Here is a 24,828-nt window from a genome sequence, read left to right as displayed (position 1 = left end):
TGGTGGCGTTGCGCAGCCGGGCGATCCTGGAACTGTCCGGGCTGGGCGGCGGCATGGCCTCGGTTGCGGAGCCCGAGGACCGCGTCCAGGAGCGCATCGCGGCGTTCGAGGGGCGGGTGTCGGTCGCGGCCGTCAACGGCCCGGGGCAGACCGTGGTTTCCGGCCCGTCGGGCGATCTGACGGCACTGGTCACTGCGGTGACGGACGAGGGAGGCCGGGCCCGCTTGATCCCGGTGGACTACGCATCCCACTCCGCGCAGGTGGACCGGATCCGGGAGCGGATCGTCGCGGACCTGGCAGGCATCGCGCCGGTTTCGGGCCAGGTGCCGTTCCGGTCGACCGTCACGGGCGATTGGCTCGACACCGCATCCCTGGATGCCGCCTACTGGGCCACCAACCTGCGCGAGACCGTGCGGTTCGGCGACGCGGTCCGGGCGCTGGCCGCCGCCGGGCACGGCGTCTTCGTCGAGGTCAGCCCGCACGCCGTGCTGACGTCGGCCATCGAGGAGACGCTCGACGCCGAGACGGGGCAGCGCGGCCACGCGTCCGCGTCCCGCGTCGTCTCCGGGACCCTCCGGCGCGGCCACGGCGGCCTGCGGAGGTTCCACCTCTCGCTGGCCGAGGTCTTCGTGCGCGGCGTCCGCGTCGACTGGACGCCGGCCTTCGCCGCCGTTCGGCGGCCCCGCCTGGTGGACCTGCCGACGTACGCCTTCCAGCGCCGCCGCTACTGGCGGGAGACGACGACCTCGGCCGCGGCCGCCGCACTCGGATTGCGGAGTGTCGACCACCCGTTGGCCCTGGCCTCGGTCGACGTCGGCGACGGTGACGACCTCCTGCTCACCGGGCGGCTCTCCCTGCGCGAGCAGCCGTGGCTCGCGGACCACGCGGTGCGCGGCACCGTGCTGCTGCCCGCCTCGGCGTTCCTCGAACTCGCCGTCCTCGCCGCCGATCAGGTCGGCCTCGGCCTGATCGACGAACTGGTCATCGAATCACCGCTGGTGCTGCCCGAGTACGGAGGCGTGCATCTGCGCGTCGCGGTCGGGGCGACCAGCGAGGACGGACGACGCCGCTTCGCCGTGTTGTCCCGGGCGGAGGCACCGTCCGCCCAGGAGGCGGTCGAAGGAGTCGCCACGTCGCACGACGACGGGATTCCCGAGTGGACCCGCCACGCCGGCGGATTCCTGGCTCCCGAGCCGCCGACCGGATCCGCCGCGGAGAACGGGGCCGTGCCGTCCGCCGTGTCGGCGGACTGGCCGCCGGCGGGCGGCACACCGATCCCGGTCGAGGACGCCTACCACCTGCTCGCGGACGCCGGCCTCGACTACGGCCCGGCGTTCCAGGGACTGCGTGCCGCGTGGCGTACCGACACCGCCCTGTTCGCCGAGGTCGAGCTGCCTTCGGACCAGACCGACGACGCCGCGCGGTTCGGCATCCACCCCGCGCTCCTGGACGCCGCGCTGCACATCGCCGTGGTCGACGCCTTGGAGGCGGCCCGCGCACGGGGAGAGGAGCCGGGCAACAGCCTCGCGTACGCCTGGAGCGGCGTGCGCCTGCACGCCTCGGGCGCCGACGCGCTGCGGGTACGCGTCACCACGACGGGGCCTGACGCGTTGTCCCTGGAGGCCGCGGACGGGACCGGCGCGCCGGTGCTCACCGTGGGCTCGCTCGTGTCGCGCACGGTGCCCGCCGACCGCGGAGCGGCTTCGCGCCTCCGCGTCGTGGGCGCTCGGAGCCGCGGCTCGAGCACGTCCCGACCGGTACGTCCGGCCCCGCAACGGCGACGGGCACGCCAGACCTCCGACACCTCCTCGGCGGTTCTCGCGCAACGTCTCGCCGGGCTCACCGAGTTCGCGCGGGAAGAAGAGCTTCTCGGCCTGGTGCGGACCGAACTTGCGGTCATCCTCGGCTACTCCGCGGCCGAGGCCCACGAAGTCACCGACCCCGAAAGGGCGTTTCTCGAGGTGGGTCTCGACTCGCTCACCGGCGTCGAACTGCGCAACCGTCTCGCCGACGCCACCGGACTCCGGTTGCCGGCGACGTTGACGATCGCCCATCCGACTCCGCGGGCCCTGGCCGGGTTCCTCTCCGAGAAGTTCGGGGAAGCTCCGGGAAAACCCACCGAGTTCGCCGAACAGCCCGGGACGGCGGCCACCGACGGCGCCGGTGCCACGGATGCCGAGGCCCGGGCGCAGACCGCGCTGGCATCCTTCTACGTCCAACTGTGCCGCGCGAAGAAGCACATGACGTCCGCCGAGGTCATCATGGCCGCGGCCGGACTGCGCACGTTCTTCACCCTGGACGAGCGAGCGGCACACGCCAAGAAGGTCCTGCGCCTCGCCACCGGCGACGGGGGACCGAAGATCGTCTGCTTCCCCTCGGTCAGCGCCCTGTCCGGGCCCCACGAATACGCCCGCTTCGCGCAGGCGTTCCAAGGGGAGCGCGACGTCTTCGTCCTCCAGACACCGGGGTTCGGCAGGGGCGAGTCGCTGCCCGACAGCGCCGAAACGCTCGTCCGGCTGCACGTCGACAGCGTCAAGGCCGTGGTCGGGGACGCCCCGTTCGTCGTCGTCGGACGGTCCATGGGCGGCTGCATCGCCCAGGAGGTCACCCGGCAGCTGGAAGCCGACGGCGTCCTCCCGGTCGGGCTCGCACTCATCGACACCTTCCCGATCGACGCGGCGCTCCAGCCGGGCATGGACTGGTGGCTGCCCGCGATGATCGACGGCATGTTGGACCGCATCGCGCAGTACGACATGTACCTGGACGACGTCAACCTCAGCACGATGGGCCAGTACCAGCGGATCTTCGCCGACTGGAAGCCGCGCCCCATCGCCACGCCCACGATGGCCGCGCAGGGGCAGCAGCCGATCAAGGGCACCGTGATCGACCCCGAGGGCCGCTGGGACTGGCGGGCGTACTGGCCGGTGGCCCACGACCTCGTCCCGATCACCGGAGACCACTTCACCGTTCTCGAGGACCACGCGCAGGACACCGCGCGGGCGATCGCCGCATGGGTCGGCTCCCTGGCCCCCGCCCCCGTCTGACCGGCGCGAGCAAGTGACGCACATCAACCGAGGAGTTCCGTCTTGACGACCCACCCGACCCCGGCAGACCTTGCCGCGATCCACCAGACCCTCGCCCTCTTCGCCCATGTCTTCGACAACCGGGACGTCGACGGACTGGGCCTGGTGTTCACCGACGACGTGGTCGTCGAGTCCGGTCCGGGGCCGAACCGGACCTACCGCGGCATCGCCGAGTTCGCGGCGTACGCGCGGGGGCTGAGCGACGCGGCACCCGACCACCACACCCTGAACACCGCCGTGGCGGTCGACGGGCAAGGCCGCGTGCAGACGCGCAGCCGCTACATCGGCGTCAAGCCCGACGGCAGGCTCACCAGCGGGGAGTTCCTGGACATCTTCGAGAGGACGCCGGAGGGCTGGCGGATCCGGTACCGCAGGAGTATCCAGCGCACGCCCCGCCCCGAGGGACAGGTCGCCTTCACGGTCGACTTCCCGCTCACCAAGGAGCTCGACGGATGACCCGGGTGCTGACCGCCGCCGACATCGCCGGCATCCACCAGGCGCTCGCCCAGTTCGCGCACACCTTCGACAACGACGACATCGACTCCCTGGGGGAGGCCTTCAGCACGGACGTCACGGTGGAGAACACGATCGGCGCCGGCTACTCCGTCCCCGGCCTCGCCGCCGCGGCCGCGTTCACCCGGCGTCGCAGGCCGGACACCCCCGACCACCAGACCCACGACTCGGTCGTCCTGGTCGGCGACGACGACAAGGTACGGGTACGCAGCCGCTACATCGCCACACTCGTGGACGGCACGGTCCACGCGGGCGACTACTTCGACGAAGTCGAACGCACGGACGACGGCTGGCGGATCACGTACCGGATCTCCGTCCCCCGCAACCCGCCCCTGACCGCGGTGAAGCTGTCGGACGAGTTCCTGGAGCCCTGGCGACCGACGCCCGGCCGCCTTGCGGTGCCGGCCGAGGAGTGACAACCGACCTACGCAATGCCGGGGCCGCCGGGACACCCACAGTGCCCGGCGGCCCCGGGCCGGGCGACCGGCCCCTCCGACGACACATCTGCCCGCAGGAAAGGCGAGACATCCCGTGACCGCGACAACCTCCCCGCCCGCCCCGGGACGGCCCCCGGCCTCCGGCGTCGACCCGGCCGCCTGGATCCGCAGGTTCCACGCCACCGACGACGCCGGACTCCCGCGCCTGGCGGCCTTCCCCCACGCCGGCGGGTCCGCCAGCTTCTGGTACCCGCTCTCGGCAGCGCTGCGCGGCCGCGCCGACGTCCTGAGCGTGCAGTACCCGGGACGGCAGGAGCGGCGTACCGAGCCCCCGATCGAGGACATCCGACGCCTTGCGGACCTCTCCGCCGAGGCGATCGTGCGCAGCATCGGCACGACAGCGGGACCGGGAGGCCGACGTGCTGTACCGCTGGTCCTCTTCGGCCACAGCATGGGCGCCGTCGTGGCCTTCGAGGTCGCCCGCCGCCTGGCAGCCGACCCACGGGGCGTCGCGAACCCGACCGCCCTGGTCGTCTCGGGCCGCCGTGCCCCCGACCGGCACCGCGAGGAGCGCGTGCACGCGTACGACGAGGCCTCCCTGATCGCCGAACTGCGCTCGTTGAGCGGCACCGACTCCGCGGTGCTGGAGGACGAAGAACTGCTGCGCATGGTCATTCCCGCACTCCGTGCCGACTACCGGGCCGTCGAGACCTACCGCTACGCCCCCGACCCCTCCGGGCGCCCGGCCCTGCGCTGCCCGATCACCGTGCTGACCGGGGACGCCGACCCCAAGGTGTCCGTCGACGAAGCCGCGGCGTGGCGCGACCACACCGGCGGCGCGTTCGCGCTCCACACCTTCGCGGGCGGCCACTTCTACCTCACCGACCACCAAACCGCCGTCACCGCCCACCTGGCCGCCGCGCTCGGGATCGCGGACAGCGGGCCCGGCGAAGGCCGAACGACCTGACGCCGACCGTTCGGCGGCCTTGTCCGGCCGGGGCGGGGATCGGGACATGGGACGTTCACAACTGCCTGCCACGCTTTGAGGCGTGGGGCGGACGCAGAGTGTGGGCTGCGCGTCGGCCGACGCACGCACCGCCGAACCTCCCATGACAGAGAGCGAGTTCGCCATGACCGCCGCAACACCCGAACAGCCCGGGAGCGACATCGACGTACCTCTCCACCTGGCCGTGGCCCTCGACGGGACCGGCTGGCACCCGGCGTCCTGGCGGGAGCCGGACGCCCGCCCGGCCGACCTGTTCGGCGCCGCGTACTGGACCGATCTGGTGCGCGAAGCCGAGTCCGGACTCCTCGACTTCGCGACCTTCGAGGACTCCCTCGGCTTCCAGTCCGACCATCCGCAGCACGCCGACCGGCGCACCGACCGGGTCCGGGGACGCCTCGACGCCGTCCTCGTCGCCGCCCGGGTCGCCCCGCTGACCAGCCGCATCGGCCTCGTCCCGACCGTCGTCGTGACCCACACCGAGCCGTTCCACCTCGCCAAGGCCGTGGCGACGCTCGACTATGCGAGCACCGGCCGGGCGGGGCTTCGCGCCCAGGTCTCGCTGCGTCCGGCCGACATCGCGCTGTTCGGTCGGCGCGAGGTCCCGGACGTCGACTTCCTCACCGGCCCCGCCGAGAGGTTCGAGGCGGTCCTCGCGGACGCGTTCGACGAGACCGCCGACTACGTCGAGGTGCTGCGCCGGCTGTGGGACAGCTGGGAGGACGACGCGGAGATCCGCGACGCCTCGACCGGTCGCTTCATCGACCGGGACAAGGTGCACTACATCGACTTCGCGGGCCGCTGGTTCCAGGTCAAGGGCCCTTCGATCACGCCGCGACCGCCGCAAGGGCAGCCGCTGGTCACCGCGCTGGTGCACCAGGAGACCGGGCACCGGCTCCTGGCCCGTTCCGCCGACGTCGGCTACATCACCCCGCACGGCACCGACGAGGCGCGCGTGATCGTCGCGGGGATCCGCGCCGCCCAGGACGCCGCCGGATCCGCCGACCGGCCGCTGCACGTGTTCGGCGAACTGGTGGTGTTCGTCGACGACTCGGAGAGCGCCGCCCGGGCCCGCCGGGACCGGCTGGACGAGACCGCGGGCGCCGCGTACACGAGCGACGCGGAGATCTTCGCCGGGACCCCCGCGCAACTGGCCGACCTGCTCCTCGACCGGCGTGCCGCCGGGCTCTCCGGGTTCCGGTTGCGGCCCGCGGCACTGCCGTACGACCTGCGCGGGATCACGCGCGGACTGGTGCCGGAGTTGCAGCGCCGCGGCGTGTTCCGGACCGCCTACGAAGCCGAAACGCTGCGCGGGCTGCTCGGACTCGAACGCCCGGCCAACCGCTACGCGCGGACCTGAGCACCCGTCCCTCGGTCTGAAAGGTACCCACGGTCATGAGCAACGTCCAGAACAGCCCCCAGGGCGACTCCCGGGGCAACCCGGGGTCCACCGGCGGCCACGGGGCCGGCCCGACGGGCAAGCCGCTCAAGCAGATCCACCTCGGCGTGCACTTCCCCGGCGTCAACAACACGACGGTGTGGAGCGACCCGCGGTCGGGCAGCCACATCGACTTCGCGTCCTTCGCACACCTCGCGCGGACCGCCGAACGCGCCAAGTTCGACTTCCTGTTCCTGGCCGAAGGACTGCGGCTGCGCGAACAGCACGGCCGCGTCTACGACCTCGACGTGGTAGGCCGCCCGGACACCTTCACCGTGCTCGCCGCGCTGGCCGCGGTGACCGAACGCCTCGGCCTCACCGGCACGATCAACTCGACGTTCAACGAACCGTACGAAGTGGCCCGCCAGTTCGCCAGCCTCGACCATCTCTCGGCGGGGCGCGCGGCGTGGAACGTCGTGACCTCCTGGGACGCCTTCACCGGCGAGAACTTCCGGCGCGGGGGATTCCTCCCGCGCGAACAGAGGTACGAGCGCGCACGCACGTTCCTGCACACCGCGTGGGAGCTGTTCGACTCCTGGCAGGGTGACGAGATCGTCGCCGACAAGGAGTCCGGCACCTTCCTCGCCGACCCCGACGCGGGCCGATTCGCCCACGACGACCGGCACTTCACCATCTCCGGCCGCTTCAACGTGCCGCGGGCCCCGCAGGGCCGTCCGGTGATATTCCAGGCCGGCGACTCCGACGAAGGCCGCGAGTTCGCCGCGTCGTCCGCCGACGCGATCTTCAGTCGGTACTCCGAACTCGAAAAGGGCCAGGCCTTCTACCGTGACGTGAAGTCCCGCCTCGCCCGCCACGGACGGTCCCACGACGACCTGAAGATCCTGCCCGCCGCGACCTTCGTGCTCGGTGACACGGACGCCGAGGCGGCCGAGCTGTCGTACGCCGTATCCCGCCAACAGGTCAGCGGACGGACCGCGATCGCGTTCCTGGAACGGGTTTGGAACCGCGACCTGTCCGACCACGACCCCGACGGTCCGCTCCCGTTGGTCGACCCGTACCTCGGCGAGACCGAACTGTCCCAAGGGCGCGCCGGATCGGTGGCCGGACGCGAGGCGCTGCGCCAGGCCGCCGAGTGGCGGGAGCTGGCCGAGGCCAAGAAGCTGTCCTCGCGCGAGCTGGTCGTCGAACTGTTCGGCAAGCACTCGTTCGTCGGCAGTCCGGCGACGGTCGCCGGGCAGATCGACGAACTGGTCCAGAACGACGCCGCGGACGGTGTGATCCTCGTTCCGCACATCACCCCCGGCGGCCTCGACGAGTTCGCGGACACGGTCGTACCGCTGCTCCAGGAACGCGGCGTGTTCCGCGTCGAGTACGACGGCGAGACGCTGCGCGACCACCTGGGGCTGCGCCGCCCTCCGCGGCTTGTGCGGGAGGCCGGCCGGGAGCAGGCCGCCTCATGAGGCCCTGACGACACCAGCGGACACCAGCAGATACCAGACGACGCCCGACGACATCGGACGACACCAGGGACGGCGCCCCGGAGAACACTCCGGGGCGCCCGTTGTGCGTCAGGCGCGGTCGGCCCACGCCTTCGCGAGCAACTCGTACGACCGCACCCGGTCGGCATGCCGATGCGTGATCGTCGTTACCGCCAACTCGTCCGCCCCGGTGGCGTCCCGCAGCTGCTCCAGCCGATCGGCCACCGTCTCCGGCGACCCCACCAACTGGGTCGCCACGCGGTCGCGCACCAGCTCGCGGTCCTCGTCGCTCCACACGTGGGCGAGCGCCTCGTCCGGCGGCGGAAACGGGACGGCCGACAGGCCGCGGCGGATGCTGCGCACCCACAGGCCGTACCCGGCGGCCAGGTGGCGGGCGGTTTCGTCGTCCTCGGCGACCACCACGTCGGCGGAGACCGACACGTACGGCTCGGCCAGCGCCGCGGACGGGCGGAAGGCGGACCGGTACGCCTCCACCGAGTCGACCACCGTGCTCGGGCTGTGGTGGTACGACGCGGCGAACCGCAGCCCCCGCACCCCGGCGATCCGGGCGCTCGCACCGCCGGACGCGCCCAGCACCCACACCTCCAGGTCCGCGCCCTCACCCGGATACGCGTGCACCTCGACACCACCGGCACCGCGGTAGGTGCCGCCGAGGAGGGCGAGAACCTCCTCGATCTGCTCGTCGTAGCCGGGTGTCCAGGCACCGGGTTGCTGCAACAGACCGAGCAGCGCGCCGAGTCGGGCCGGGTCGACGGTCGTCGTGAAGTCGAACTTCCTGGGCAGCAGCAGGCCGTTGGGGGTGCGGCGGTCATGGTCCGAGGTGCCGCGGCCGGCCTGGTAGCGCTCGATGGCCTGCGTGCCGGAGTCCGGTACGCGACCGCCCGCGTCGCCGTCACCCGGCGCTTGGGAGGCGCCGTCGCCCGGCGCTTGGGACGTGCCGTCGGCCGGCGTGTCCGCGGTGCCGTCCGGCGCTCGGCGTCCTATCGAGCGTCCGATCCCCAGGTCGAGCCGACCGGGGAACGCGGCGTCGAGGAGTCCGAATTCCTCGACCGCGGACAGCGGCGTCCGGTGCCCGAACTGCACGCCGGCCGAACCCAGCCGGATGCTCCGGGTCGCCTGGCCGACCAGCGCGATCGCCACGGCCGGCGCGACGCCGAGCACTCCCGGGTTCAAGTGGTGCTCGGCGAACCAGTAGCGGGCGTACCCGAACTCCTCGGCGCGGCGGGCCAGATCGATCGCGTGCGACACGGCGTCGCGGGACGTTTCTCCCTGGCTGAGCGGAAGGAGGTCGAGGACGGCCAGCGGGGTGGGGCTCATGATTGCTCTCCTCCGATGTGCGGGAATCCGGCCCTCGGAGCCGGGCGCGGCGGCGGCTCGAACGCGGCGCGGACGGCGGAACGGCGATACGGCGGAACGGCGTTGCGGTGGAGCGGATTCCGGCGGTGGGATAGGAAGTCGGGGAAGCCGCCGCACGCACCCGGTGTGTCCGGCGGGCCCGGTGCGCTGCCGGGTCTGCGGTACGGGCGGTCGCCGCGGTTCGGCGTACGGGCCCGGACGGGGAGTCAGCGACAGAGGGAACTGGCCGACCGACGCAGGTCGATCGGCAGGCACTTGGTCAGGAGCGTCAGCGGCAGCCTGGTAGGCCGCATCGCGCCTCCCCAATCCCTGGATTCCGGCCTGTGAACAGCCGTGGTCCGGAAGCTAACCCGGGCCGCGCGGCGTTGTCCATCGCCACGGACACCCGGCAACAACCTCGAAATCCCCTGGCAACAAGGCCAGTCGGGCAAGCGGCCCGGACCGCCCGTGGACCGCATTCCCACGGCGTCCGAAGGAGCAGGTCATCTGCTGTGCCGCTCCAGCCAGATGCCGTGCTCCTCCAGCCAGTCGTAGGCCGCGCGAATCTGCGGCGGCGTCAACCCGGTCGCGCGTTCCAACTCGGCACGTACGGGCGGACCTTGACTCGCCGTCACGGCGCGGGTCACTTTGCCCGCCCACAGTTCGACCGTGGTGTACGGGCGGGACGCAAGTACCGCGCGCACCCGGTCCAGGCACCGGCCCGAGCATGCGACCACCGGACGGCGGCCGTCCTGGGCGGGGTCGACCGGATCGATCCACGAGGAGTCCGCCAGCACGGCCACGTACGGGCCTTCGCGCGGCCCCGGCCGCGGCCCCGCCTTCGCTGTCGACACCGTTCCGCAGCTGTCGCAGGGCGGTGGCACCGACGCGCTTTCGTCCGCATCGGCGCCGCTGCCGCCTTCCGGTTCCCCGAGGTTCATTCCGCTGCTCTACCCACGCCGATCACCGAGCCCGCGAAACGCCACGCTTCGCCAGGGGTACGGATACCACCGCCCGCCCGTGGACAGCCGACAACTCGGTGGTCCTCCGAAAGTTCCCCCGCACAAAGGCTTGTGCTCGCCATCCGCTTCCGCTTCGCTGCGTGATACGCAGCAACAGGATTTGTATCAGTGTGCCTTCCATGATTTCGGCGACTCCGAGAGGAGTGCTCGGCATGGGCAACCTCCGCAGGCGCAAGACGCCGGTCGCCGACGCGGCACCGGACTGTCCGCCGGTCGTGGCGCCGCCACCCGTCCGCGTACCAGGCAGCCCCCAAGGAGCAGACTCGTGAAGCCAGGTTCGGGCACCAGAGCCGTTTGCGCGGTCCTCGCCGCGCTGGCGCTGACCGTCACGGCGTGCAGCGCCAAGGACGACGACACGAAGACCCCCGGCGGCGCGGAGAACACCGGGATCAAGACCGGGCCGGGAGTCACCGACACCGAGATCCACATCGGCGAACTCTCCGACCTGAGCGGGCCGCAGGCACCGTTGGGCAAGAGCGTCACCAACGCCCAGCAGCTCTACTTCGACCAGATCAACGCGGCCGGCGGCATCTGCGGCCGCAAGGTCGTCATGGACGTGAAGGACCACGCGTACGACGCGCAGAAGGCGCGTACCGCCTACACCGAACTGTCCGGCAAGGTGATCGGCATATCGCAGCTGGTCGGCTCGGCGATCGTCACCCAACTCCAGGACGACATCGAGCGCGACGGCCTGCTGACGCTGCCGCAGGCGTGGGCGTCCACGCTGCTCGGCAAGGACTTCATCCAGGTCACCGCGACCACGTACGACATCGAGATGATCAACGGGTTCGAATACCTGGCGCGCACCACGCCGCTTGCGGCCGGGGACAAGGTCGGACACATCTACAGCGACGACGAGTTCGGCGTGAACAGCGCGCTGGGCGTCAAGTACGCGACGCAGGCGGCCGGCGTCTCGGTCGTCGAGCAGAAGGTCAAGCCGACCGACCAGGACATGACCGCCGTCGTCACCGCGCTCAAGTCGGCCGGCGTGAAGGCGATCGTCATCAGCTCCGGACCGCGGCAGGTCGCCCCGGTCATGGTCGGCACCGAGGCGGCCGGGCTCAAGGTCCCGGTGCTGTCGCACTCGGTCGGCTTCCATCCGCAGCTCCTCGCCGTGGCCGCTGCCCCGATGGAGACCCGCCTCGTGATCGCGAGCCCGGCACCGCCGGTCAGTTCGACGGACCTGCCGGCCGTCGCCAAACTGTCCGCCGACTACCTCGCGAAGTTCCCCGGCATGCCGGTCGACCAGGGCGTCATCTCGGGATACGCCGCGGCCGGCATCTTCGGCGAGGACCTGAGGGCGGCCTGCGCGGCCGGCGACCTCACCCGCGAAGGCCTCGTCGCGGCGCACCGCAAGCAGACCGGCATGGACGTGGGACTGGGGCTGAAGCTGGACTTCTCGTCGAACAGCACGCCGCCGTCGTACCAGACCTTCATCCTCAAGGTGGACAAGTCCAAGCCCGGCGGCCTCGTGACGGTCGAACCGGCCCACGAGGTCCCCGGCGTCAAGGCGTACGTGCTCCCGCAGGCCGACTGACCCCCCGGATCCCTTCCGCCGGATCCCGTTCCCGCCGGACTCCGCTCCCGCCGCCCGTTGGGGTAGCGTGTTGTCCGGCGGGACATCTGCGGCAGCCCGGACACGAAGTCCGAGGCGGAGCCGGTCCCCTCGTCGCGGTGGCCCGGTTGCCGGTCATCGCCTCGGTCGTCGACGACGTTTCGTCGCCCTGGGATCCCGGTCGACACCCGCTTCGGGTGCGACGGCCACACCGTCACCCACACCTGCGTCGCCCCCGCCACCACCACTCCGCTCGACCCGGGCCCGCGTGCCCGTCTCCCATACTGTCCACGGAAGGAAGCACCCAAGATGCACGACCCGACTCGTCTCACCGACGGTCCCGAGCGCCCGCTGCTCGAATACCTGCTCGACCACATGCGGGCCGAACTGGTCGACACAGTGCGCGGCTTGTCCGAGGCAGAGGCCCGCCGTCGTCTCGTCCCGTCCATGACCACGTCGATCGGGCTGGTCAAGCACGCCGCGTTCGCGGAACGGAAGTGGTTCCAGCACATCTTGGGAGGGCTGCCGGAGTCCGAGTGCGACGGAGCGATGGTGGGCGAGGCCAGCTTCGAGGTCGACGACGGCGAGACGGTCGCCGACGTCGTCGCGGAGTTCGAGCGCGCCGGCGACCGCGCGCGAAAGATCGCCGCGGACGTCGGCCTCGACGACACCCGGCAGCATCCCGTCCTTGGCACCGTCAGCCTGCGGTGGATCTATCTGCTCATGATCCAGGAGTTCGCCCGCCACGCCGGCCACGGCGACATCCTGCGCGAGCAGGCCGACGCGGCGACTCCTACCGAGGCTCGGCGGCCGGGTGGCCCGTCGACATCGCGACCCTGATCGTCTTGCCGTGCTCGCCGCGCGTCACGTCCACCTTGCGGCCGAGCCGTTGGATCAAGGGCCAGCCGAACCCGCCGGGGGCGGCGGACCGTTCGCGCGGGGTGGTGCGCGGGAGCTCCGGCGAGGCGTCGGTGACGCTGATGACGATGGCGTCGTCGGCCAGGCACGCGTCGAAGGCGACGAGGCCGCCCCCGTGGCGTTCGGCGTTGGTGACGAGTTCCGAGACGACGAGCATCACGTCGTCGACGAGCGTGGTGGGCGGGTGCGGGCCGTGGAGACCGTGCAGCAGCTCCCGGACGCGGGCCCGGGCCCGGGAAGCGGCGCTGGTGGGCCCGGACGGCGCGCTGTTCACGGGCCGACACCGGCGTCGTCGGTGCGGATCAGGTCCGCGGCCTCCGGGACGCCGCCGGCCACGCGGAAGGCGCGCGCGGTGTCGGTCAGGTCCAGCAGGCGTTCGACGAAGGGGGAGAGTCGTACGAGGACGAGGGGGATCCCGGCCCGCACGTGATCGGCCTGCGCGGTGAGGAGGGTGTGCAGCAACGACGAATCGGCGAAGGTGACGTCGGCCAGGTCGACGATCGTGCCGCCGGAGCCCTCCGGCGGCAGGGCGAGCCGTTCGGTCAGGGCATCGGTCTCGTCCGCGTCGAACTCTCCGGCCACCCGGACGATCCGCAGGTCGTCGAGCACGGTCACGGTCACATCGGTCCTCATCGGCGAAATTCTCACAGGCGTGCGTCCGGACGGGGAATCCGGGTCGCCCGTTCGCCGCGCCGGCCGCTTCACTGCCGCGGCGGCGCCTGCGAGGGCCGCGCCGAGGAGTAGTTGTCCGATGCCTGCCACTCGTCGGCGTCCGGGCGTTCCTCGCCCAGGGCCGACCCTCCGAACAGGTACGCCGTGCCGGTGATCTCCAGCAGGCGCCGCAGGACCGGCGGTTGGTCGTCCAGGTGCAGGGCGGTGCCGACCGCGGCCGCGTCGCGCCGGATCATCAGCAGCGCCGCCAACCCCATGGAGTCGCACATCGTCAGCCCGGCGCAGGCCACACGCAGGCGTCCGGGTGCGGGGCCGGCGTGCAGGAGGTCGCGGGCGGCCCGGGTAAGTTCGTCGGCGGTCTCCCAGTCGAGGTCGCCGGCGACACGGATGTGTCCGTCACCGGCCGAGTCCCGGCCGGCGTGGAGGTCGAAGGTTTCTTCAGGATGTGTCGTCATACGGTGGGGTGGGGGCCGGGGGCGGGGGACGTGTCGCCGCGCAAGGCGGCGCGGCCCTGGGCGAGGAAGCCGAGGGCCCGGGGGAAGTCCTTGAGTTCTTCCTCGAGGAGCGCGAGACCGGGGTCGAGGACGCGAGCGGGTACGCCGCGTGCCTCCAGGATGTCGCCGGTCCAGGCGATGAACCCGCGGAACATGCGCGCGTCGTCGGTGTAGAGCGCGGCGGCGAGGAAGTCGACGATGTGGCCGATGTCCTCGGCGGTGCGCTCGCGCTGCGCGTCGCTGTAGGCCCGCATCGCGGGCAGTCGCCCGTCCAGCCCGGCGAGGGTGTTCTTGACCAACTGCCGCTTCTGCCGGGCGACCAGCGTGTACTCCTGGTCGACGAGGTGCGGCAGGTCGTCCACGGTCTGCCGGATGGCGCCGGTCCGGGGGCGCGGCAGGCCCCGGTCGAGTACGGCGACGGCGGCGCGGGCGTCGGGGGCCCAGGCGTCCGCGCCCAACTGGCGGGCGTGGCGCCCGTCAGGCCCGAAGGCCGCGCCGCCCGCCAGGACCGGCACGCCCACCGCTTGCGCGGCGGTGATCGCCTTGTGCGCGTCCGGCAGGCGCGTGGGCAACGACGACGACAGGGCCAGGGCCGCCGGCGCGGTCTGGTGCAGGTGCGCGACCAGCCGGGCGGTGGGGACCTGGGCGCCGAGGAAGTCGACCCGGTACCCGCGCTGTTGCAGCACCTCGGCGACGATGCGGGCCGGAAGCGCGTGCCACTCGCCCTCCACGCAGGAGACCGTGACCGTGCCGGCGGCACCGGGCGGGCCGGTCTCCCGGGGGCGGTGCGACAGCGCGGCGATGACGCGCTCGTGGATCGCGGTGGCCGCGTGTTCCTGGACGACGGTGAGGCGGTCGGCGGCCCATTCGGCGCCGACCTTGTGCTGTACGGGGACGACGACGTCCAGCAGTACGTCCTCGACGCTGACCCCGGCGTCCTGCAGGGCGAAGACGGCCTGGCCGGCGGCGTACTCGTCGCGCTCGGTGACGGCCTGCCACAGCGCTTGGCGCGCCTGCTCCAGCAACTGGCCGTCCTCTACGGCGATGGGTGTTTTGGTCATGAGGTGTACCTGCCCGGAGTGTGTCCGTTCACCGCAGTGAGATGCGCGGTGCGTGGTGCGGTGATGGCCATGACCGCGATGTCGTCGTGCCGATTGCCGTCGAGCCACTCGGCGACGAGCATCTGGATCCGCTCGACGACGGCCTCGGCGGGCATTCCGGCGCACTCGCCAAGTGCGGTCCGCAGGCGTTCGTCGCCGAACATGGTGTCGCCCAACGGTCCGCCCCGGGCCTCGGTGACGCCGTCGGTGAACAGCAGGCAGGTCTCGCCGGGCCGCAGGGCCGCCTCGGCGGTGGTGGACCTCGTCTCGGGCAGGGCGCCGATCAGCGTGCCGACGGTCGCGGCCTCCTCGACCGTGCCGTCGTGCCGCACGATCAGCGGGGCGGGGTGGCCCGCACAGGTGAGGCGCAGCGCGGTGAGCCCTCCGCGGCGGCGGACCGAGGCGAGCACCAGCGTGGCGAACCGGGTGTGGTGGCTGTTCAGCAGGGCCCCGTTGAGCAGCCGCAGCAGGTTCTGGTGGTCGTCGGCCAGCGGGAGCAGCGCCTGCAGCGTGTTGCGGATCTTGCCGGTCAGGACGGCGGCGTCCAGCCCTTTGCCGGACACGTCACCCAGGACCGCCAGCGTCTGCTGACCGGCGTCGGCACCCGGGTGGACGTCGTAGAAGTCCCCTCCGACGCGCTCGGTGTCCTGCGAGGCGCGGTAGCCCCCGGCGAACTCCACGCCGTGCACCTGCGTCAGGGTCGGCGGCAGCAACTCCGCCATGAGGGTCGCGGTGACGCCGCTCTGCTCCTGGTACAGCCGGGCCGCGGACAAGGCGGCGCCGGCGCGGGCGGCGAAGACCCGGGCGAAGATCTCCTCGGAGGCGTCGAAGGCGGCATGGTCGCTGCGGCGCAGCAGGATCAGCGCGCCCGCGGGGACGCCGTGCCCCGGAAGGGGGGTGACCACGACCGATCCGACCGGCCCGGCGAACCCTTCGGGGAAGGCCCAGTCGGGCAGTGCCGCGGGGTCGATCCAGCGCGACGGCACCGGCGGGAACCCCTGGAGCGCCTCGGCCAGGCCGGGCACCATCTCGGGGTCGATCCGCGCCGACCGGCGGGTGGACCGGCCGCCGCCCGAGGATGTGGCGAGCGGATGGCGCCGCCCCGTCGAGGGGGCGACCAGGACGGCGGCGTCGGCGAACGACTCGGCCGCCAGCTCGACCGCCACTTCCATGCAGCGCTCGGGGTTCAGCGAGGCCAGCAGACGGGAGGATGCCTCGGCAAGGAAGGCGGTGCGCTCCTGCTCGCTCCGCAGCGCGGTCTCGGCCAGACGTCGGTCGGTGTCGTCGATCAGCCACCACACCACCTCACCGTCCGGACCGGGGGTCGGGTGGGCCTCCAGCGACGAATCGCCGTGCCAACCGTGCACCGGGGCGGCGGAACTGCGGGCGTCGGCGGCGACGCGCCGATGGGCCTGCACGAGCCAGTGAGGGGCCGCCGCTTCGAGCGGTGTGCCGCGAACCGCCTCCGGGAACAGCCGGGAGGCCTCTTCGTTGGAACCCACGACGGCACCTGCCGCGTCAACGACCAGCGCGGGGTAGGGCGCTCGCATCCACGAAGCGCCCACGGACGACAGCAAGCTCTGCGCCAAGCGCGAGGAGCCTTCGACACTCGTCATAATTTCGGCCTGCATTCCCGCGAGCCTGACCACCCTTCGTCAGAGAGACATCCGTCAAGACTCCCGCAAGTTGACGCAAGCATCAACCCACACCGGCCCTCCGAGGGCCAAATACGTCATTTCGGGTGGGGGGTCGCCAAGTTCGCCGTGCTGTCCCGATCAGGCGTCGGACACCTCGCCGTGAGGGGCCCCGGCACGGCGGAGCGCAGTTCGGCGACGGGGGCGCTGTGCGTCGGCCCCGCACCGCGCCGTCGCGTGCTCACCGGCGTTGGCGGCTCTCCTTGGGCTGAAGCAACTGTCCGCGCAGCACCGTGAGTTGGTGCGAGTGTTCGATCGATCGGCCTTCGTCCAGGGAGGCCACCGCGAGCAGCAGGGCGTCGCACAGGACGATTGCGGCGAGTGACTCGGCGGTGATGCCGGCCGGGGTGTGCGGGGCGTACAGGACCACGTCGGCGTCGTCGGCCAGGCGTTCCACGAGTTCGTCGGTGACGACGATGGTGTGGGCGCCGACGAGTCGGGCGCGTTCGAGCACGACCTCCATGTCGCGCAGCATGCGCCCGGGGACGCACAGCACCACGACGTCGCCGCCGCGCAGGTGCAGCAGTTCGTCGGCGAGCGTGAAGCCCGTGGCGCCCACGAAGCGCGCCCGTCGGCCCATGCGGTTCAGGCGCAGCGCGATGTGTCGGCCCGCGAGTTCGGACGCGCCGACGGCGTACGCGAACACCTCCTCGGCGCGCGCCAGCAACTCCACCGCGCTCCGGAACCTGTCGTGGTCGACGCCGGCCCGGCCGTGCTCCAGGCGCTCGGCGGCCTCGTCATAGACCCGTGCCACGACCCCGTCGAGGTCCTGGCCGACCCGGGCGATCCGCTGCCGCAGCCGGTCCTCCGGCGCGACGTCGGCGTTGAAGTCGGCCGCGATGTCGCGCTTGAGGCCGGACAGCCCGCCCAGGCCGAGGCGCTGGAGCGTACGCACGATCGTCGCGCTGCTCGTGCCCATCGCGGTGCCGAGGTCCTGCGCGCTGGCGAAGAGCAATTGCTCGGCGGAGGCGCGGGCCAGGTGCTGGGCGGCGTTGCGCTCGGCCGGCGTCAGGGTCTCCCAGTTGTCCCGTACCGCGGAGCGCAGGCGTGCGAGGGCGGGGTTGCCGTTTTCCTCGTGCCCGGCTCTTGACTCTCGCGTATCAGCCATTACTCTCCTCCTGAACCGTGAATTACACGTTACCGCAAACTTGAATCCTGGAATACACGATCCGGGACGTCGGGTACCGCAAGGAGTCACCGTGGCAGGCCAGTCCCTTCCCATGCTCGAGATCTCGGGCACGCCGCTGGAGCGCGGGCGCCAGTACGGCGAGGCCGCGCGCGGCCGCATCGCCGCCTCCGTCGACTACTACGCGGAAGCCTTCGGCGCGTCGTCCGGCCTCACCTGGGGCCAGGTCACCGCCCGCGCCGAGGCCTGGCTCGGCCCCGCCGCCGACTTCGCCCCCGATTTGCTCGACGAGATGCACGGCATCGCCCAGGGCGCCGGCCTCGGTGTGGCCGACATCATGGCGCTCAACGCCCGTGGTGAGATCATCTACGACAGCACCTTCGCGGCAATGGGGACCAAGCGCTCGGAATCCGACATGACGGATGCCGACCACGAGGACGCGCCCGACGGGTGCACCTCCTTCGCGCTGCTGGGCCCGGCAGCCGGCGACGGGCACGTGTACGCCGGGCAGAACTGGGACTGGCGGTACGGCGTGCGCGACACCGTCATGCTCCTGCGCATCGTGCAGCCCGGCCGACCCACCGTGATTATGCAGGTCGAGGCCGGTCAGATCGGCCGCCAAGGCGCCAACTCGGCAGGCATCGCGCTCAACGCCAACGGCCTCGGCGGCCGCTTCGACCACGCCGTCGGCGTCCCCCAGACCCTGGTGCGCCGACGGGTCCTCGACTCGCCCGATCCGGCCCGCGCCCTCGACGTCCTGTTCCGGACCCGGGCGCACATCGCCTCGAACGCCCTGCTCACCCACCGCAGCGGCTTCGCGATCGACGTCGAGACCACCCCCGGCCCGAACGGCTGGATGTACCCGGTCGACGGCCTGCTCGTGCACGGCAACCACTACCAGGCCTTCGTACCTCCGCAGCTGGCCCACACCTACCGCCCCTCCGCGCCCGACTCGCTGCTCCGCGTGCCGCGCGCCGAGGCCGGGCTGCGCCGCTGCCGCGAGACCGCCGACCCGGCCGAGACCCGCAAGTTCATCCGCGAGGCGATGTCCGACCACCTCGGCCACCCCGAGTCGCTGTGCACCCACCCCGACCCGGCCCGACCGGAGGTGCGCCGGTGGGCGACGCTGCTGTCCAGCTGCGTGGACCTGACCACCGGCGAGTACCGGGTCACCGCGGGATCCCCCTGCGAGAACGAGTACCAACTCGCCCCCTGGAACCTCTACGACGGGCCCTCCCATGACTGAGCCGCACCCGTCGCCCGCCACCGGACCCGCCCACCCCTTGCGCCCCGCGCCCGACCACTTCCCGGAGAGCCGCATGCCCCACCCCAGAGTGCTCCGCAGGACAGCCGCGATATCCCTGGCCGCCGCCCTCGGCCTGGTCGCCACCGCGTGTTCCGCCGACAAGGCCGACACCGCCGCCCCCGGCAAGCCCGCCGACCTCGCGCTGACCGACACCACCGGAACCGCGGTCGGAGCCGTGGAGAACCTGCGCTGGCTCCTCGCCAAGGAACCGAAGTCCCTCGACCTGGACCTGCGTTCGGACACCAACTCCAACATCGTGCTGGCCAACGTCTGCGAACGGCTCTTCCAGACCCAGCCGGACCTGTCGGCGCGCCCGCACCTCGCGGAGAGCGCGACGTACACCGACCCGACGACCCTCGTGCTCAAGCTGCGCACCGACGTGACGTTCCACGACGGCTCGCCGATGACCGTCGACGACGTGGTCTGGAGCCTCCAGCGGCACGCCGCCGAGGGCGGCAACGAGTCCGACGAGTTCGAGCGCGTCGCGTCCGTCGCCAAGTCCGGCGACGCCGAGGTCACCGTCAAGCTCAAGGAGCCGGACGCACTGTTCCTCAAGGCCCTGGCCGGCAACGCGGGTGTCGTGCTCGACCGCGAGCAGACCGAGGCGGCCGGCAAGGACTACGGCACACCGGGCCGCGCCGACGCGTGCAGCGGCCCCTACAAGGTGGCCGGCTGGCAGGCGGGCAGCAAGCTCACCCTCGACCGCTACGACGCCTACTGGGACAAGGCCGTCAAGCCGCTCACCAGGTCCGCGACCTTCACGTGGGCCGAAGAGAACGCGATGGTCAACAGCCTCACCACCGGCGCCGCCGACGGCACCTACCTGACCTCGATGAACGCGGTCCCGCCGCTGGCCGCCAACGGGCAGCTCACGGTGGCGTACGGCAACTCGACCCGTGCGTGGGCACTGATCCCGACCGAGCGCGGCGGCATGCAGGACCCGCGCCTGCGCCGCGCCCTCTCGCTCGCGCTCGACCGCGCCGGCATCGCCAAGTCCGGCTTCAACGGGCTCGCCACCCCGTGGAAGACCCCCCTCGGACCGGGCGCGTGGGGCTACGAGAAGCAGGCGTTCCAGGCCGCGTACGAGGCCCTCACCGGCGCGCCCGCGCAGCCCACCGAGGCCGAACTCGCCGAGGCCAAGCGCCTCGTCGCGGAGGTCGGCGGCAGCGCCCCGACGATCGTGGTGGCCAACGACGGCACGCCCACCCGAAACCTGATCGCCAACGCGGTCGTGGACGCGGCCCGCAAGATCGGCCTCAAGGCCGAGATCAAGACGATGTCCGGCTCGGACTTCTCCTCCCTCTACAGCGACGTGGGCCTGCGCAAGCAGGTCGACCTGGTGGCCGACGACTGGTACATCTCCAAGTCCGACCCGGCCGGCTTCTACGACAACGCGGTCACCGGCTCGTCCAACAACTGGATCGGCTACAGCTCGCCGGAGTACGACCGCGTCGTCGGCGAGGCGCTGCGCACCATCGACGACCCGGCGCGCGCCAGGCTCCTCGTCGAGGCCGAGCGCATGTTCACCGCGGACGCCGTGTGGCTGCCGCTCGTCCAGGTGCCCAACACCCTGGTCGTGAACGCCAAGTTCACCGGCGCGCCCGCGTCGATGGCCAACGTGGCGTACCCGTGGCTGGCCCACGTGGGCACCAAGGCCTGAGCCCGGCGGGCGGCCCGGCAGCCACCCCGGCCGGCCCGCCCGCCGCACCACCGTCCCGCCACGCCGCTTCGCCGTCCCGCCGCATCCCACTCCTACGGAGGTCTCCCGTATGGCCGCCCGCGCCCTGCGCCTCACACTCGGGCTGCTCGCCACCCTGTTCGCCGCGTCGTTCGTCATCTTCGGCGCGTTGTACGCGGCTCCGGGGGACCCCGCCTCCTTCCTGGTCGGGGGCCAGGAAGACGCCACACCGGAGAAACTCGCCGCGGTACGCGCCGCGTACCACCTCGACGACCCGTTCCTGGTGCGCTACGGCGACTGGCTCGGCGGCGTCCTGCACGGCGACTTCGGACGCTCGCTCCAATACAACGACCACGTCGCGGACCTGCTCTCCTCCCGACTGCCGACGACCCTGTTCCTGGTCGCCTACTCCGCCGTCCTGTTCGTGGTCGCCGGCATCGCCCTCGGCGTCGTGTCGGCGGTACGCGGCGGCCGCCTCGACGCGGTGATCGTGGCGGTGTCCACGCTTCTCGCCTCGATCCCCAAGTTCGTCAAGGCCCTCGCCCTCGTGGCGTTCTTCGGCGTGCAACTCGGCTGGTTCCCGGTCACCGGGGCCGGCGGCGGCTTCACCGACCGCCTCTACCACCTGACCCTGCCCGCGCTCGCCCTCGCGCTCGGCGAACTCGCCGTCGTCAGCCGGGTCACCCGGCAGAGCATGGTCGAGCAGTACAAGCAGGACCACGTCGCGGTGGCCCGCGCCGCGGGCCTCGCCGAGCACAAGGTCGTACGCCGCCACGTGCTGCGCAACGCCCTCGCGCCCGTCGTGACCATGTGCGGCCTGATCGTCGCGAGCCTGTTCGCCGGGACCGTGGTCGTCGAAACCGCGTTCGGCATCAGCGGCATGGGCTCACTGCTCGTGCAGTCCATCGACATGCACGACTTCCCCGTCACACAGGCCGTGCTGCTGCTCATGGTGCTCGCCTACATGGTCGTCACCACCGTCGTCGACCTCCTCCATCCGCTCATCGACCCGCGGGTCCGCCTCGAAGGAAGCCGCGCATGACCCTCCTTCAGGACTCCCAGCCGGGGCGTCCGTCGTCCGACCCCCGCTCGCCGGGCCGCGCATCCGGCCCGCGGACCGCGGCCGAGCCCGCGGCGACCCGCCGCCGCCGGTCCGCCCGCCGCCGCAAGTGGCCGCTGTCGCTCTGGATCGCGAGCGGCTTCCTCGCCCTGACCGCGCTCGCGGCGCTGCTCGCGTCGGTGATCTCGCCGTACGCGCCGGACGCCATCGACCTCGGCGCCTCGCTCGCCGACCCGGACGCGAACCACCTGCTGGGCACCGACCAGTCCGGCCGCGACCTGCTCTCGCGCGTCCTGCACGGAGCCGGGCCGAGCCTCGTCGCGCCCCTCGCCCTCCTCGCCCTCGCGTCGGTCGTCGGCATCGCGCTCGGCACCGTCGCGGCGTGGCACGGCGGGTGGGTGGACGCCCTGCTGTCCCGGGTCACGGACGTGATGTTCGCGTTCCCGGGGCTGTTGTTCGTGATCCTGGTCGTCTCGGTGTTCGGGGACGGGCTGACCACCGCCGTCGTCGCGCTGGCCCTCGCGTACTCGCCGGTCGTCGCGAAGTACACGCGCAGTATCGCGCTGGCCGAGCGGTCCAAGCCGTACATCGACGCGTACCGGGTCCAGGGCATGAGCGGCACGGCGATCTGCGCCCTGCGCCTGGTGCCCAATCTCGCGCCGCAGCTGCTCGGCTACCTGGTGCTGATGTTCGGCCAGGTGCTCATGGGCATGGCGACGCTCAGCTACCTCGGGTTCGGCGCGCAGCCGCCCAGTTCGGAATGGGGACTGATGGTCAAGGAGGGGCAGGCCGCCCTGGTGCAGGGGGCGTTGTGGCCGGTCATCGTGCCGGGTACGGCGATCGCCCTCGTCGTGGTGGCGTTCAACATCGTCGGCGTGCGGATCTCCGACCGCCTGGGCGCGAGGGAGCGCTGATGACCATGCGAACCGACGCGGCCCCGCTGCTGCACATCGCGGACCTCACCGTGGAACTGCCCGGTGCGGGCGCCCGGCGGCCCGTCCTCGACGGCGTCGACCTGCGCGTGCACCGCGGCGAAGTGGTCGGCCTGGTGGGCGAGTCAGGCTCCGGCAAGTCCACCACCGCCAAGGCGGTCCTGGCCATGCTGCCGGACGACGCCGAGATCGCCGGCACCGTCGCGGTCGGCGGCGCCGACGTCCTGGGCATGGACGCGCGCACACTGCGCGAACTCCGGGCGAACCGCGTGTCCATGGTCCACCAGGACCCGCGCTCGTCCCTGAACCCGGTGCGCCGCATCGGCGACTACCTGACCGAGCGCATGGTCCACACGATGGGCCGACGCCCGGCGGACGCCCGGGCGCACGCGCTCGAACTCCTCACCGCCGTCGGCATCACCCGCCCCGAGCAGCGCATGCGCCAGTTCCCGCACGAGCTTTCCGGCGGCATGGTGCAACGCGTCGTGATCGCGGCGGCCCTGGCCGGCGACCCGGAGCTGCTGCTCGCCGACGAGGCCACCAGCGCGCTCGACGTGACCACCCAGGCCGAGATCCTCGCGATCCTGCGGGAGCACCAGGCGGCGCGCGGGCTGGGCATGCTGTTCATCACGCACGACCTGCACCTCGCGGCGGCGTACTGCGACCGCGTGTACGTGATGTACGCGGGCCGCGTCGTCGAGGAGCGCTCCGCCGAGCGGCTGTTCCGCGACCCGCGGCACCCGTACACGGCCGGACTGCTGGCCTGCACGCCCGAACTCGGCGACGCCCGGGCGCTGCGCCCGATCCCGGGCCGGCCGCCCTCGCTCGACGACGCCTTCGCGGGCTGTCCGTTCGTGGCGCGCTGTCCGTCGGCCGAGACGGAGTGCGAGACGTGGCGCCCGTTCCCGCGGGAGATCGGCGGCGGTGTGGACGACGACGGGGTGGTGGCCTGCCGACTGGCCGACGTACGCGACCGGCCCGGGCCGGATCCGGTCGACCAGGTGGTCCGCATCGAGAAGGTGGGTTCGTGATGTCCCCGGTGGATCCGAAGGCCGGCAAGGCCCGGCAGAAGTGGAGTCCGCGGGATCCGGAGACGCCGGGCGCCGACACGGACGCGGTTCCCGCGCTCCGGGTGCACGGCCTGTGCAAGGAGTTCCGGGCGCGCGGCGAGCGGCCCGGGGACGGCACGGTTGCCGCGTCCGACGTGTCCTTCGCCGTCCCGGCGGGCGGCGCGCTGGGCATCGTCGGCGAGTCCGGATCGGGCAAGTCGACGATCGCCCGCATGCTCGTCGGCCTGCTGGCGCCCGACCGGGGCACGGTCGAAGTCGACGGCCGGGAAAGGTCGTTCCGCTCGCACGTGGGCCGCGCACAGCGCCTGGCCCGGGCGCGCGAGGTGCAGATGGTGTTCCAGGACCCGTACGTCTCCCTCGACCCCCGCCTGAGCGCCGAGCAGTGCGTCGGGTCGGTCCTGCGCCTGCACGGCCTCGGCGACCGCGCCGCCCGGGCACGGCGTACCGCGGAACTCCTCGACCAGGTGGGCCTGGGCTCCCGCGAGGCGGCCGCCCGGCCGCACGCGCTGAGCGGCGGACAGCGCCAACGCCTTTCGATCGCCAGGGCGCTGGCCGCCGGGCCGCGCGTCCTGGTGCTGGACGAGGCGGTCTCGGCGCTCGACGTGTCGATCCAGGCGCAGATCGTGCGGCTGCTGGCCGACCTCCGGCGGGATTCCGACGTGGCGCTGGTGTTCGTCACCCATGACCTGGCGGTGGTCCAGCACGTCACGGACGACCTGCTCGTGCTCTACCGCGGCGTCGCCGTGGAACAGGGGCGTACGGCCGAGGTCCTGGCCGCGCCGCGGCACGCGTACACCCAGCTCCTCGTCGGCTCGGTGCCGCGGCCGGGTTGGGATCCCGCGGAGGTCGTACGGCTGCGGGCGGCGGTGCTGGGCGCGACGGTCTGAAGCGCGACGGCCTGAGGCGCGGCGGCCGGAAGCGCGCGGCGGCCG

The 24,828-nt window shown here is 72.4% G+C and carries 22 protein-coding genes; 14 read left to right on the top strand and 8 right to left on the bottom strand.

Annotated elements, in window-relative coordinates:
- The 6 genes from AB0C36_RS29205 to AB0C36_RS29180 form a co-directional block, all read left to right on the top strand.
- Nucleotides 1-3,044, top strand: a 3,044-nt coding sequence (locus tag AB0C36_RS29205; protein WP_358359667.1) for an alpha/beta fold hydrolase, incomplete at its 5' end; no start/stop codon positions are given.
- Between the two features lie 42 nt (nucleotides 3,045-3,086).
- Nucleotides 3,087-3,539: a nuclear transport factor 2 family protein gene (locus tag AB0C36_RS29200; RefSeq protein ID WP_358359664.1), complete on the top strand. Its 453-nt coding sequence runs from the start codon at nucleotides 3,087-3,089 to the stop codon at nucleotides 3,537-3,539.
- Entirely contained in the window at nucleotides 3,536-4,012 is a 477-nt protein-coding gene (locus tag AB0C36_RS29195; protein ID WP_358359662.1) for a nuclear transport factor 2 family protein, read from the top strand. The genes AB0C36_RS29200 and AB0C36_RS29195 overlap by 4 nt, the downstream gene beginning before the upstream one ends.
- 115 nt (nucleotides 4,013-4,127) lie before the next feature.
- Nucleotides 4,128-5,000, top strand: a complete 873-nt coding sequence (locus AB0C36_RS29190; protein WP_358359660.1) for a thioesterase II family protein — start codon at nucleotides 4,128-4,130, stop codon at nucleotides 4,998-5,000.
- 163 nt (nucleotides 5,001-5,163) lie between these two features.
- Nucleotides 5,164-6,396 carry an LLM class flavin-dependent oxidoreductase gene (locus AB0C36_RS29185; protein ID WP_358359677.1) on the top strand — a complete coding sequence of 411 codons (1,233 nt, stop codon included), beginning with the start codon at nucleotides 5,164-5,166 and terminating at the stop codon, nucleotides 6,394-6,396.
- 35 nt (nucleotides 6,397-6,431) lie between these two features.
- Nucleotides 6,432-7,895 carry an NtaA/DmoA family FMN-dependent monooxygenase gene (locus tag AB0C36_RS29180; protein WP_358359658.1) on the top strand — a complete coding sequence of 488 codons (1,464 nt, stop codon included), beginning with the start codon at nucleotides 6,432-6,434 and terminating at the stop codon, nucleotides 7,893-7,895.
- A 108-nt stretch (nucleotides 7,896-8,003) separates the two neighbouring features.
- Here AB0C36_RS29180 and AB0C36_RS29175 read toward each other — a convergent pair whose 3' ends face one another.
- Both AB0C36_RS29175 and AB0C36_RS29170 read right to left on the bottom strand, forming a co-directional pair.
- On the bottom strand, nucleotides 8,004-9,251 hold the full coding sequence (locus tag AB0C36_RS29175) for an LLM class flavin-dependent oxidoreductase (RefSeq protein ID WP_358359656.1): 1,248 nt from the start codon (nucleotides 9,249-9,251) through the stop codon (nucleotides 8,004-8,006).
- Between the two features lie 521 nt (nucleotides 9,252-9,772).
- Nucleotides 9,773-10,210 (bottom strand): hypothetical protein, encoded by a 438-nt coding sequence (locus tag AB0C36_RS29170; protein WP_358359653.1) that lies wholly within the window; start codon nucleotides 10,208-10,210, stop codon nucleotides 9,773-9,775.
- A 346-nt stretch (nucleotides 10,211-10,556) separates the two neighbouring features.
- Here AB0C36_RS29170 and AB0C36_RS29165 point away from each other — a divergent pair, with 346 nt between their 5' ends.
- Both AB0C36_RS29165 and AB0C36_RS29160 read left to right on the top strand, forming a co-directional pair.
- Nucleotides 10,557-11,828, top strand: a complete 1,272-nt coding sequence (locus AB0C36_RS29165; protein WP_358359651.1) for an ABC transporter substrate-binding protein — start codon at nucleotides 10,557-10,559, stop codon at nucleotides 11,826-11,828.
- A 327-nt stretch (nucleotides 11,829-12,155) separates the two neighbouring features.
- Nucleotides 12,156-12,686, top strand: coding sequence for a DinB family protein (locus AB0C36_RS29160; protein ID WP_358359649.1), 531 nt, complete (start codon nucleotides 12,156-12,158; stop codon nucleotides 12,684-12,686).
- Here AB0C36_RS29160 and AB0C36_RS29155 read toward each other — a convergent pair.
- The 6 genes from AB0C36_RS29155 to AB0C36_RS29130 form a co-directional block, all read right to left on the bottom strand.
- Nucleotides 12,640-13,038: an ATP-binding protein gene (locus AB0C36_RS29155; RefSeq protein WP_358359647.1), complete on the bottom strand. Its 399-nt coding sequence runs from the start codon at nucleotides 13,036-13,038 to the stop codon at nucleotides 12,640-12,642. The genes AB0C36_RS29160 and AB0C36_RS29155 overlap by 47 nt on opposite strands.
- Nucleotides 13,035-13,397 (bottom strand): STAS domain-containing protein, encoded by a 363-nt coding sequence (locus AB0C36_RS29150; protein WP_358359644.1) that lies wholly within the window; start codon nucleotides 13,395-13,397, stop codon nucleotides 13,035-13,037. The genes AB0C36_RS29155 and AB0C36_RS29150 overlap by 4 nt, the downstream gene beginning before the upstream one ends.
- Nucleotides 13,398-13,465: 68 nt before the next feature.
- On the bottom strand, nucleotides 13,466-13,891 hold the full coding sequence (locus tag AB0C36_RS29145; RefSeq protein WP_358359642.1) for an STAS domain-containing protein: 426 nt from the start codon (nucleotides 13,889-13,891) through the stop codon (nucleotides 13,466-13,468).
- Nucleotides 13,888-14,991, bottom strand: coding sequence for a cobalamin B12-binding domain-containing protein (locus tag AB0C36_RS29140; protein ID WP_358359639.1), 1,104 nt, complete (start codon nucleotides 14,989-14,991; stop codon nucleotides 13,888-13,890). Before AB0C36_RS29140 ends, AB0C36_RS29145 begins: the two co-directional genes overlap by 4 nt.
- Complete coding sequence (locus tag AB0C36_RS29135; RefSeq protein WP_358359674.1) at nucleotides 14,988-16,646, bottom strand: SpoIIE family protein phosphatase; 1,659 nt, start codon at nucleotides 16,644-16,646, stop codon at nucleotides 14,988-14,990. The genes AB0C36_RS29140 and AB0C36_RS29135 overlap by 4 nt, the downstream gene beginning before the upstream one ends.
- Nucleotides 16,647-16,905: 259 nt before the next feature.
- On the bottom strand, nucleotides 16,906-17,832 hold the full coding sequence (locus tag AB0C36_RS29130) for a MurR/RpiR family transcriptional regulator (protein ID WP_358359637.1): 927 nt from the start codon (nucleotides 17,830-17,832) through the stop codon (nucleotides 16,906-16,908).
- A 112-nt stretch (nucleotides 17,833-17,944) separates the two neighbouring features.
- Here AB0C36_RS29130 and AB0C36_RS29125 point away from each other — a divergent pair, with 112 nt between their 5' ends.
- The 6 genes from AB0C36_RS29125 (at nucleotide 17,945) to AB0C36_RS29100 (ending at nucleotide 24,783) form a co-directional block, all read left to right on the top strand.
- Nucleotides 17,945-19,096: a C45 family autoproteolytic acyltransferase/hydrolase gene (locus AB0C36_RS29125; protein WP_358359671.1), complete on the top strand. Its 1,152-nt coding sequence runs from the start codon at nucleotides 17,945-17,947 to the stop codon at nucleotides 19,094-19,096.
- A gap of 73 nt (nucleotides 19,097-19,169) precedes the next feature.
- Nucleotides 19,170-20,816, top strand: a complete 1,647-nt coding sequence (locus AB0C36_RS29120; protein ID WP_358359634.1) for an ABC transporter substrate-binding protein — start codon at nucleotides 19,170-19,172, stop codon at nucleotides 20,814-20,816.
- A gap of 109 nt (nucleotides 20,817-20,925) precedes the next feature.
- Nucleotides 20,926-21,876, top strand: a complete 951-nt coding sequence (locus AB0C36_RS29115) for an ABC transporter permease (RefSeq protein WP_358359631.1) — start codon at nucleotides 20,926-20,928, stop codon at nucleotides 21,874-21,876.
- Nucleotides 21,873-22,808 carry an ABC transporter permease gene (locus AB0C36_RS29110; protein WP_358359629.1) on the top strand — a complete coding sequence of 312 codons (936 nt, stop codon included), beginning with the start codon at nucleotides 21,873-21,875 and terminating at the stop codon, nucleotides 22,806-22,808. The genes AB0C36_RS29115 and AB0C36_RS29110 overlap by 4 nt, the downstream gene beginning before the upstream one ends.
- The gene (locus AB0C36_RS29105; RefSeq protein ID WP_435839137.1) at nucleotides 22,808-23,857 is read left to right on the top strand and encodes an ABC transporter ATP-binding protein; all 1,050 of its coding nucleotides are present in this window, start codon (nucleotides 22,808-22,810) and stop codon (nucleotides 23,855-23,857) included. Before AB0C36_RS29110 ends, AB0C36_RS29105 begins: the two co-directional genes overlap by 1 nt.
- The gene (locus AB0C36_RS29100; protein ID WP_358359626.1) at nucleotides 23,857-24,783 is read left to right on the top strand and encodes an ABC transporter ATP-binding protein; all 927 of its coding nucleotides are present in this window, start codon (nucleotides 23,857-23,859) and stop codon (nucleotides 24,781-24,783) included. Before AB0C36_RS29105 ends, AB0C36_RS29100 begins: the two co-directional genes overlap by 1 nt.
- The last annotated feature ends 45 nt before the right edge of the window (nucleotides 24,784-24,828 follow it).

The organism is Streptodolium elevatio (assembly GCF_040649515.1).
In the GTDB taxonomy this organism is placed as follows: Bacteria; Actinomycetota; Actinomycetes; order Streptomycetales; family Streptomycetaceae; genus Yinghuangia; species Yinghuangia elevatio.
Note: the sequence above shows the minus strand (reverse complement) of the source record. Positions and strands in the feature narration are given on the sequence as shown.